Genomic DNA, 10,348 nt, shown 5'->3' with positions numbered 1-10,348 from the left:
TGGCGTTGACTTTTGGCACGCTGTTGAGTTCTCAAGGAACGGACGCTTCCTTTGGTGCCGTCACCGGCGCCCTCCGGGCTTCCCTTCGTGTTTCCGACTCTATCAGACGCTTTCACGCCCGATTCCCGGTCAGCGGGAGTACTGCAGATCCTGCATTGTGTTGCTTTAGCGTTTCTGCCTTTCGGCTTTCCCGCTGCACCCGACTTTAGCAGAAGCTTTCTGTCGGATTTCCCGGCCAATTCGAGTCTGCCCTGGAAACACACGTTTCCGCGGCACTCGTCGAGGCGGTTGTGCCAAGGTACTGGACGCCCTCGCCCCGTGCAAATCGGCTACGAGGGTCCTTCGGCCCTCGGATCGGGTCCGGTGCAGATGCCACACTGAGTGGTCGGGATCGATCACCCGATGGTCGGATCCGCTCGGGCGGAATCCTTACTTCACATGACTTAGGCTGCTCAAGCGGCATCGCCGTCCGGTGACAGGTAGTGACGGCATCTTTGAGCTCCGCATCTAGGAGGCTTCCCCATGACGATCGTTTCGTCCCCCCTGGCCGGACGTGCCATCGGGCTCGCGGCTGTGCCCGACCCGGTGTTCTCCGGCGCGATGGTGGGCCCCGGCACCGCCATTGACCCCGTGCGCGAGCCTTCGGCCGCGGTCTCCCCCGTCGACGGCATCATCGTCTCCCTGCACCCGCACGCGTTCGTCGTCGTGGACGACGAGGGACACGGCGTACTGACGCACCTGGGCATCGACACCGTTCAGCTCAATGGGGACGGATTCGAGCTGCTCGTCGCGAAGGGCGACACCGTGCAGCGTGGACAAGAGGTCATCCGCTGGAACCCGGCCGCGGTCGAGGCCGCGGGCAAGTCGCCGGTGTGCCCCGTCGTGGCACTCGAGGCGACCGCCGAGGCGCTCAGCGATGTGGCCGTCGAGGGCGACGTCAAGGCCGGTGCCCCGCTCTTCGTCTGGCAGTAGTTCCCCCGCGTTACCGCTGTACCCCAGGGGGCGTCAACGAGGACGTCGGAAGAATCTGAGCGACGGCATCGATCGTCGCAGTGACCGGAGACAGGTGAGATGGAGACAACGCTGCGAGGCGTCGGTGTCAGCCACGGTGTGGCGATCGGCGAGGTACGGCACATGGGTACCGCTGTTCTGGAGCCCCCGGCCAAGCAGATCCCGGCGGAGGAGGCTCCGCGTGAGCAGGGCCGTGCCCGGCAGGCCGTCGAGGCCGTGGCAGCCGACCTGATCGCGCGTGGGAACCTGGCCGGCGGTGAGGCCCAGCACGTACTGGAGGCCCAGGCCATGATGGCCCAGGACCCCGAGCTGATGGCCGACGTCGAGCGCCGGATCGCGGTGGGCAGTTCCGCCGAGCGCGCCGTCTACGACGCTTTCGCCTCCTACCGTGCGCTGCTGGCCAACGCGGGTGAGTACCTGGCCGGCCGGGTGGCCGACCTGGACGACGTCCGCAACCGCATCGTGGCCCGGCTGCTCGGCGTCCCGATGCCGGGTGTGCCGGACAGCGACGAGCCGTATGTACTGATCGCCCGGGACCTGGCACCCGCGGACACCGCGCTGCTCGACCCGACGCTGGTCCTCGGCTTCGTCACCGAAGAGGGCGGCCCGACCAGCCACAGCGCGATCCTGGCGCGTGCCCTGGGAGTGCCGGCCGTGGTGGCCATGCCCGGCGCGGGTGAGATCGCCGAAGGCACCGTCATCGCGGTGGACGGCAGCACCGGTGAGCTCTTCGTCAACCCGAGCGCCGAGAAGCGCGCGGAGCTGGAAGAGGCCGCCGCCGCACGCAAGGCCTCGCTGTCGGCGACCTCTGGTCCCGGCGCCACCTCCGACGGTCACAAGGTTCCGCTGCTCGCCAACGTGGGCGGTCCCGGCGATGTTCCCGCGGCGCTGGAGGCGGGCGCCGAGGGTGTGGGCCTGTTCCGCACCGAGTTCCTCTTCCTCGACGACTCCGCGAAGGCGCCGTCGGAGGAGAAGCAGATCGAGGCGTACCGCAAGGTCCTCGAAGCGTTCCCCGAGGGCCGGGTGGTCGTGCGCGTCCTCGACGCGGGCGCCGACAAGCCGTTGGACTTCCTCACCCCCGCGGACGAGCCGAACCCGGCGCTGGGCGTGCGGGGTCTGCGGTCGCTGCTGGAGCACCCCGACGTGCTGCAGACACAGCTGCGGGCGCTGGCCAAGGCTGTTGAGGGCCTGCCGGTGTATCTCGAGGTCATGGCCCCGATGGTGGCCGACCGTATCGACGCCAAGGCGTTCGCCGACGCGTGCCGCGAGGCCGGTCTGCGGGCGAAGTTCGGCGCGATGGTCGAGATTCCCTCGGCGGCGCTGCGGGCCCGGTCCATCCTCCAGGAGGTCGAGTTCCTGTCGCTGGGCACCAACGACCTGGCGCAGTACACCTTCGCCGCCGACCGGCAGGTCGGCGCGGTCTCCCGGCTGCAGGACCCCTGGCAGCCCGCGCTGCTCGACCTGGTGGCGGCGTCGGCCGACGCGGCCAAGGCCGAGGGCAAGAGCTGTGGTGTCTGCGGCGAGGCGGCGGCCGACCCGCTGCTGGCCTGTGTGCTCACGGGTCTGGGTGTGACGAGCCTGTCCATGGGTGCGGCGTCCATTCCTTATGTACGCGCCACGCTCGCGAAGTACACGCTGGCGCAGTGCGAGCGGGCGGCGGCTGCCGCCCGGGCGACCGACACCGCTGACGAGGCGCGCCGCGCGGCGCAGGCGGTGCTGTCCGGCGAGTGATCGCCGGCGCGTGTGGTTGAGGTAGGTCCGAGGGGCGTTCCACCGGTTTCCGGTGGAACGCCCCTCGCTCGTCGGGGCGCGCGTCAGTCGCGCGGCGCCTGCCGCAGCGGCAGGCCGGGCCGGTACGTGACGCCCGGTTCCGGCGGTACCGGTTCGCCGGTTTCGGCGTCGGTGCAGTAGGCGTTGAAGACCTCCGCCTCGGTGAGCGGTTGCGGCCAGCCGTCGCGCAGGGACCAGCCGCGTACCTCGTCCCGTCCGTCGGCGCCGGTGGACCGGACGACGATGCCGCCGGGGCTGTCGCTAACGGCGGCCGCGGCAAGGACCGTGCAGAACACCAGGGCGTCGGCCTCCGCGAAGTGGATCCGGCCCGATTCGGCGCGCTCCGCGGTGAGGACGGCGAGCAGTGGGGTGCCGTCCAGCGGAACGCTGCAGACGACGTGGTGGATGCCGGTGCCGGCGGTTTCGATGAGCCCTGTCAGCGCCCGGGAGGCTCGTTCGAAGGCGATGCTCGCGCGTTCGCGGCCGCCGTCGGTGCGGCTTTCCGCCGCGGTGAGGACCTCGGTGGCGCGGTCCCAGGCCATCTGCCGGTCGGCCTCGTGGCCCAGCTGTGCGAGGAGTTGACGCACCGGCTGCCCGCTGTACGGGACGCCGGGGCCGCCCGCGGTGATGTCGGCGGTGTAGCGGGCGCGGGTGGCGGGGGTGTCCGGGTCCTGGCCGGTGTCGGCGCAGTACTCCGCGTACTCCCCGGGATCGAAGAGGGTGACGGTGACGAACAGCCCCTGGGAGAGCAGCGAGCGCAGCAGGCCGTCCATCTGCCGCAGGTACTCGGGGTGGTCCTCGCAGGGGAAGCCGCGGTAGCGGCGCATCACGGCGAAATCCCGTTCACCTGCGAGCAGCGCGACGATGACGGGAGCTTCACGGCGCAGGGCGCGCCGCTGGCTCACCCGGCGCGGAACAACACCCCGTGAGCGGTCCTGTGCGCGGTCCCTTGAGCGCTCCGGCCGGCGACCGCCCGCACTGTCCCGTGAACGGCCGCTCGTCCGGCCGCTGTTCCTGTTCCGCTTCCCGTTCCTGGTGTGTGCCATGGCTCCCCCTCGGCGTGACGATCAGTTGTCACTCACCGTAATCGGAGACACTGACAATCCGGACGGGTTCGTCACCGGCCGTGTGGAGTCGAGGCGCCGCAGCACCATGCGCTTCTGCAGGAACGCGGTGCCGGCGAGGGCCGTGCCGAGGCCGAGCCAGCCGAGCGGCCCCGCCGCGATGACCGCCGTCGTCATGATCAGCGGTCCCGCGGCGCGTTCGGCGGACTGGGCCAGTCCGTGCACCCCGACGTACGCGCCCTGCGCGTCGTCCGGGGCGAGGGCCACGGACAGTTCCCACGAGACCGTGGCCTGGTACATCTCCACGAAGGTGAAGGCGACCGCGGCGACGAGCATCGCGGCGGTGGCCGCCCAGCGGTCGTCGACGACGGAGGCGGCCACGGCGGCTCCGCCGAGGAAGTAGCAGGCGGCGACGTGGCGCAGGGTCCTGGCGGCGAGGTGCGGGGTGCGGCCGTGGCGGGAGAGCCGGACCTGGAAGAGCACCACGACGACGGTGTTGATGACGAAGAGCAGGGCGGCGAGCCCGTGCGGCGCGCTGGTGGCGCTGATGATCCACAGCGGCATGCCGACGCGCAGTACGGAGCCGTCGAGGAAGAGCAGGGCGTCGGTGGCGGCGTAACCGAGGTATCCGCGGTCGCGCCAGGGGCTGGCGGGCGCTGCCGCGGGGCGGGCGGCTGCGGGCGGGCACTTCGTGGCGGACGAGGCCACCGTCCGGGTGGCGGACGGGGGTTCGGCGCAGCGGGCGACGAGTACGGCGACGACGCAGAAGGACAGGCCGTCGGCGAGCAGGAGGCCGCGGTAGACGGTGGCGCTGCCGAAGGCGAGGCCGACCGAGGCGCCGAGGCCGCCGAGGGTGTAGCCGACGTTGACGACGGTGCGCTGGACCGCCTGGTAGCGGGACCGGTCGGGGCCGGCGACGCGGGCGGCGTAGAGCTTGGTGAGCACGGAGGCGGAGCGTTCGCCGAAGCTGCCGAGTGCCACCAGGGGCAGCAGTTGCCAGAAGCCGTGGGCGGCGAGCATCAGCAGGCCGGAGGCGGCGCGCAGCAGTTGGACGGCGAGCAGCAGCCGGGTGAGGGGGAAGCGGTCGGCGAGCCGGCCGGCGACGGGTGAGCCGGCGATGCCGACGGCGCCGGCCAGTCCCATCAGCAGACCGATCCGGCTCGCGCTGAGGTCCGCGACGACCAGGAAGTACAGGGCCGTGACACTCAGCCAGAGACCGGACCCGGTCTTGTCCACGAAGTTGATCCAGAGCATCCGGCGGCCGTCGGGCCCTCCCGGAATCCGCGCCGCCATCCCTGTCCCCGTCCCCGGTCGCTTCCGCATCCGTTCCCCCTTGACTCCGTCTTTGTATCAATACATACTTGCGAATGTGGCAACACAATATGCGATCAGTGGTACGACCGCCAAGGGCATTGCCGCGTCCGTCGAACGGGCGGTGGCGGACGGCTCGCTGCCGCCCGGCAGCGCCATGCCACCGGTGCGCAGGCTCGCCGAGGATCTCGGGGTGAGTCCGGGCACCGTGGCCACGGCCTACAAGGAGTTGCGCCAGCGCGGCATCGTGCTGACCCGCGGGCGCGGCGGAACGGTGGTCGCCGAGGCCCCCTCCGTCGGGACGAGTGGCTCGCGCCGCCCGCCCAAGACCCCGGAGGGCGTACGGAGTCTGGCCGGCGGCCACCCCGATCCGGCGTTCCTGCCCGATCTGGTGCCGCCGTCCCGGGTGACCCCGGGGCCCGGTTCGCACCGGACCTCGCCGCGGCTGCCGGAGCTGGAGGCGGTGGCCCGCCGCTGGTTCGGGCGCGACGGCGTACCGGCAGCACACGTGACGTTCGCCCATGGCGCGCTGGACTGCATCGGCCGGCTGCTCTCGGCCGAACTGCGGCCGGGCGACGCCGTGGCGATGGAGGACCCGGGCTTCCACCGGCTGCTGGACCTCGCTCCGGCGCTGGGGCTGCGCATCGTTCCGGTGGCGGTGGACGAGGAGGGGATGCGGCCGGAGGCGCTGCGGGCCGCGCTGCGCGCGGGGGCCAGGGCGGTGGTCTGCATGCCGCGCTCGCAGAGCCCGCTGGGCGCGTGCTTCTCCGAGCGGCGCCGGGCGGACCTGCTGGCGGTACTGACCGCGGCCCCCGAGGTGCTGGTCATCGAGGACGACTACACGGCGGACACCTCCGGGGTCCCGCTGCACTCCCTCACCACCGGGGGCCTCCCCCGCTGGGCGCAGGTCCGTACCGTGTCCAAGCATCTGGGCAGCGACCTGCGGTGGGCCGCGCTCGCCTGCGACGAGACGTCGCTGGCCCGGCACGACGGGCTGCTGCTGCTCACCTCGGGCTGGGTGAGCCATGTGCTGCAGGAGACGGTGCTGCGGCTGCTCACGGATCCGGCGACGGCAGCGCTGGTGGCGCGGGCCGAGGCCGCGTACACCGCCCGCCGGGAGTCGCTGATCGGTGAACTGGCGCACCGCGGGATCACCGCGCACGGCCGGAGCGGGCTGAACGTCTGGGTGCCGGTCAGGGACGAGTCGGCGGTGGTCAACGGACTGCGGTCGCACGGGTGGTGGGTCGCGGGCGGCGCCCGGTTCCGTACCGTGTCGGCGCCCGGGGTGCGGATCACCACGGCGGCCCTGCCGGTGGAGGAGGCGGCCCGGCTGGCGGGCGACTTCGCGGCAGTGCTGGGTGAGTCGGAAAGCACCTACGGAGGTTGACGGGTCATCAGTGACTCCTGTCGTGAACCTTGACGTGCACCTGGTGGTCAAGTATTCACGTACTGGGCGGCATTGGTACAGACCTATGGGAGTCCAGTATGCGAAGATCCCTCACGCTCGTCCTGGCACTGTTCGGGACGCTCGTCCTGTTCCTCACGCCGCCCGCCGCCGCGGCGGGCGGTGCCTCGGCGGCGTTCAGCAAGACCTCCGACTGGGGCTCGGGCTACCAGGCCCAGTACCGGATCACCAACGGCGGCACCTCCACCCTGACCAGCTGGAAGGTCGAGTTCGACCTGCCGTCGGGAAGCAGTGTCGGCAGCTACTGGGACGCGCTGCTCACCAAGAACGCCTCGCACTACACGTTCACCAACCGGGACTACAACGGCACCCTGGCACCCGGCGCGTCAGCGGTCTTCGGCTGGGTCGCCGCCGGAACCGGCACCCCGGCCAACTGCCTGCTGAACGGCGGCTCCTGCGAGGCGGGGCCGCCCGACACCACCGCCCCCTCGGTGCCCGGCGGCGTCACCGTCGGCTCGGCCACCGGCTCCTCGCTCACCGTGCGGTGGACGGCCTCCACCGACAACTCCGGTTCGGTCGCCGGCTACGAGGTCTCCCGGGACGGCGCCGCACCCGTGGCCGTGACCGGCACCTCGTACACCGCCACCGGACTGCAGGCCACCACCAGCTACAGCTTCCGGGTCCGGGCCAAGGACGCGGCGGGCAACACCTCCGCCTACAGCGCGGTTGCCGGCGGCACCACGACCACGGGCGGCGGCCCGGGCCCCGGCACCGTGCACACCGCCCCGTATGTCGACATGGGTGCCTGGCCGACGCCGAGCATGCCCGCCATGGCCTCCGCGAGCGGGCTGAAGAGCTTCACCATGGCCTTCATCACCGCCTCCAGCTGCAAGGCCATGTGGTTCAACGCCTATGACCCGCGGGCCGGTTGGGCCAAGGACCAGGTCGACGCCATCCGGGCGGGCGGCGGCGACGTGAAGATCTCCTTCGGCGGCGCCTCCGGATCGGAACTCGCCCAGGCCTGCTCCACCGTCGACTCGCTGTACGCGGAGTACGACGCCGTCGTCACCGCGTACGGCCTGACCTACGCCGACTTCGACATCGAAGGGGCGGCCACCGCCGACCCCGCCTCCATCAACCGCCGCTCGCAGGCGCTGGCCCGGCTCCAGCAGGCGCACCCCGGACTGCGGATCTCGCTCACCCTGCCGGTGCTGCCCGAGGGTCTGACGGCGGACGGGCTCACCATCGTGAAGTCCGCGCGCGACGCGGGCGTCACCCTCGACGCCGTCAACGTCATGGCCATGGACTACTACCGCGCCACGGACTACGGTGATGCGGCCGTCCAGGCGGCGCAGAGCACCCAGGCGCAGCTCAAGACCCTGTACCCCGCCAAGACCGACGCCCAGTTGTGGGCGATGACCGGCGTCACCCCGATGCTCGGCCAGAACGACGACGGGCACATCTTCGACCAGGCCGACTCCCGGCAGCTCGTGTCGTTCGCCCAGGGCAAGCACCTGGGCATGCTCGGCTTCTGGGAGGAGACCCGCGACCGCAACGCCTGCAACGGGGCGTTGTACATGTGCACCAACGTCCCGCAGTCGCCCTACGAGTTCTCGAAGATCTTCGCCCAGTACACCGGGTGAGGGCGGCGCCGTGCTGACGCGGTCGGCCGCGTCAGCACGGCACACGCCGTCAGGAATCTAGGCCCGGCGGTCCTGTGCCAGCCGCTCGTAGAAGCGCAGCACCTCGATGTCGTCGACGGAGCCGGGGTTGACCGTCCTGTCCAGCGCCGCGCCCTGCATCAGGCGTTTGACGGGGACCTCCAGGCGCTTGCCGGTGAGGGTGTGGGGCACCGCGGGAACGGCGATGACCTCGTCCGGGACATGGCGCGGGGAGAGCTCGGCGCGGATCGCGTCCTTGATGCGGCCGCGCAGCCCGTCGTCGAGCGCGGCGCCCTGCGCGAGGTGGACGAAGAGCGGCATCCAGTAGCCGCCGTCCGGCAGCTCGACGCCGATGACGAGCGACTCGCGGATCTCCGGGAGGCGTTCGACGGCCTCGTAGATGTCGGCGGAGCCCATCCGGACGCCCTGCCGGTTGAGGGTGGAGTCGGAGCGGCCGTGGATGATCACGGTGCCGCGCGAGGTGATGGTGATCCAGTCGCCGTGCCGCCACACGCCGGGGAACATCTCGAAGTAGCTCTCGCGGTAGCGGGCGTCCCCGGGGTCGTTCCAGAACCGCACCGGCATCGACGGCATGGGGTTGGTGACGACCAGCTCACCGACCTCGTCGATGACCGGCCGGCCGGACACGTCCCACGCCTGCAGGTCGGTGCCCAGCCCCGCGGCCTGCAGTTCCCCGATGTGGACGGGAAGGGTGGGAACGCCGCCCGCGAAGCAGCTGCACACATCGGTGCCGCCGCTGACGGACGCGATCCAGACGTCCTCCTTGACCTCCTCGTGGATCCAGCGGAACCCGTCGGGCGGCAGCGGTGAGCCGGTCGAGGCGACGCACTTGACCGCCGAGAGGTCGAAGTCGTGCCCTGGCCGGACCCCGGCCTTGCGGCAGGCCATGACGTAGGCGGCGGAGGTACCGAAGACGGTGGCACCGGTCCGCTCGGCGATCCGCCACTGCGCGCCGGTGTCGGGGTAGCCGGGGCTGCCGTCGTAGAGCACGACGGTGGCGCCGGCCAGCAGGCCCGACACCAGGAAGTTCCACATCATCCAGCCGGTGGAGGTGTACCAGAAGAAGCGGTCGCCGGGACCGAGGTCCATGTGCAGGCCGGTCTGCTTGAGGTGCTCCAGCAGGATGCCGCCCTGGGACTGGACGATGGCCTTGGGCAGGCCGGTGGTGCCCGAGGAGTACAGCACCCACAGCGGATGGTCGAAGGGCACCTGCTCGTACGCGGGAACGGTGTCGTCCGAGACGACGCTGTCCCACTCCAGCGCGCCGTCCGGCGCCGGTGTGCCGAGCACCGGGATGTGGATGACGGCGCGCAGCGACGGCAGCTCGGCCCGCAGCTCGGCGACGCTGTCCGTCCGGTCGTGCTCCTTGCCGCCGTAGCGGTAGCCGTCGACGGCGAACAGGACCACGGGCTCGACCTGCTGGAAGCGGTCCAGGACGCTGCGGGCGCCGAAGTCCGGGGCGCAGGAGGTCCACACGCCGCCCACGGCGGCGGTGGCGAGCAGGGCGACGACGGCCTGCGGGATGTTGGGCAGATAGCCGCTGACGCGGTCGCCGGGAGCGACGCCGAGGTCGCGCAGCCGGCCGGCGACGGAGGCGACCTGCCGGCTCAGCTCGGCCCAGCTGGTCTCGGCGATTTCCGGCCGTTCGTCCAGATGGACCAGGGCGGGCGTGTCGGCGCGCTCCGGGTCCAGGGCCGGACGCAGCGCGTGCTCGGCGTAGTTGAGGGCCGAGCCGGTGAACCACTGGGCGCCCGGCATGGACGCGTCGCCGAGCACGGCCTCGTAGGGGGTGGAGAACCGCACCTGGAACCACTCCGCGACGGCCCCCCAGAAGACCGCCGGCTCCCGTACCGACCAGGCGTGCAGCGCCCGGTAGCTCGCGAGCGGGTCCGCGGGATCGCCGGCCGGGGCGCCGTGGTGCTGCGCGGCCCAGGCCTGGAAGTGGGTGATCCGCGCGCCGGCGACCCGCTCGGGGCCGGGGGTCCACAAGGGCTCCGGGGCGTGGGCGGGCTCGGTCGTGGTGCTCATGGGGCGGCTCCCGGACGGTACGACGAGACGGGTACGGCGACACGTCGCTCTGTGTGCGGCTGGACCCTGCGCGGGCG

The 10,348-nt window shown here is 71.7% G+C and carries 7 protein-coding genes; 4 read left to right on the top strand and 3 right to left on the bottom strand.

Going from position 1 to position 10,348, the window contains the following annotated elements:
• Window positions 1-522 precede the first annotated feature (522 nt).
• Complete coding sequence (locus tag G3I60_RS41315; RefSeq protein ID WP_138357805.1) at window positions 523-972, top strand: PTS glucose transporter subunit IIA; 450 nt, start codon at window positions 523-525, stop codon at window positions 970-972.
• Between the two features lie 99 nt (window positions 973-1,071).
• On the top strand, window positions 1,072-2,742 hold the full coding sequence (gene ptsP / locus G3I60_RS41310) for a phosphoenolpyruvate--protein phosphotransferase (RefSeq protein ID WP_164298974.1): 1,671 nt from the start codon (window positions 1,072-1,074) through the stop codon (window positions 2,740-2,742).
• An 83-nt stretch (window positions 2,743-2,825) separates the two neighbouring features.
• Here ptsP and G3I60_RS41305 read toward each other — a convergent pair whose 3' ends face one another.
• Together G3I60_RS41305 and G3I60_RS41300 are read right to left on the bottom strand one after the other, a co-directional pair.
• Window positions 2,826-3,686 (bottom strand): hypothetical protein, encoded by an 861-nt coding sequence (locus G3I60_RS41305; protein WP_138357803.1) that lies wholly within the window; start codon window positions 3,684-3,686, stop codon window positions 2,826-2,828.
• Between the two features lie 162 nt (window positions 3,687-3,848).
• Window positions 3,849-5,138, bottom strand: a complete 1,290-nt coding sequence (locus tag G3I60_RS41300; RefSeq protein ID WP_239070940.1) for an MFS transporter — start codon at window positions 5,136-5,138, stop codon at window positions 3,849-3,851.
• Window positions 5,139-5,214: 76 nt separating this feature from the next.
• Here G3I60_RS41300 and G3I60_RS41295 point away from each other — a divergent pair, with 76 nt between their 5' ends.
• Window positions 5,215-6,543: an aminotransferase class I/II-fold pyridoxal phosphate-dependent enzyme gene (locus G3I60_RS41295; protein WP_164298976.1), complete on the top strand. Its 1,329-nt coding sequence runs from the start codon at window positions 5,215-5,217 to the stop codon at window positions 6,541-6,543.
• Between the two features lie 98 nt (window positions 6,544-6,641).
• Window positions 6,642-8,204 (top strand): cellulose binding domain-containing protein, encoded by a 1,563-nt coding sequence (locus G3I60_RS41290; RefSeq protein WP_164298978.1) that lies wholly within the window; start codon window positions 6,642-6,644, stop codon window positions 8,202-8,204.
• Window positions 8,205-8,261: 57 nt separating this feature from the next.
• Here the strand turns inward: G3I60_RS41290 and G3I60_RS41285 are convergent, their stop codons facing one another.
• Window positions 8,262-10,271 (bottom strand): acetoacetate--CoA ligase, encoded by a 2,010-nt coding sequence (locus tag G3I60_RS41285; RefSeq protein WP_164298980.1) that lies wholly within the window; start codon window positions 10,269-10,271, stop codon window positions 8,262-8,264.
• Between the last annotated feature and the right edge of the window lie 77 nt (window positions 10,272-10,348).

The organism is Streptomyces sp. SID13666 (genome assembly GCF_010548325.1).
Classification (GTDB): Bacteria; Actinomycetota; Actinomycetes; order Streptomycetales; family Streptomycetaceae; genus Actinacidiphila; species Actinacidiphila fildesensis.
The sequence above is the reverse complement of the archived record's forward strand: the minus strand, read 5'-3'. Positions and strand labels throughout refer to the sequence as shown.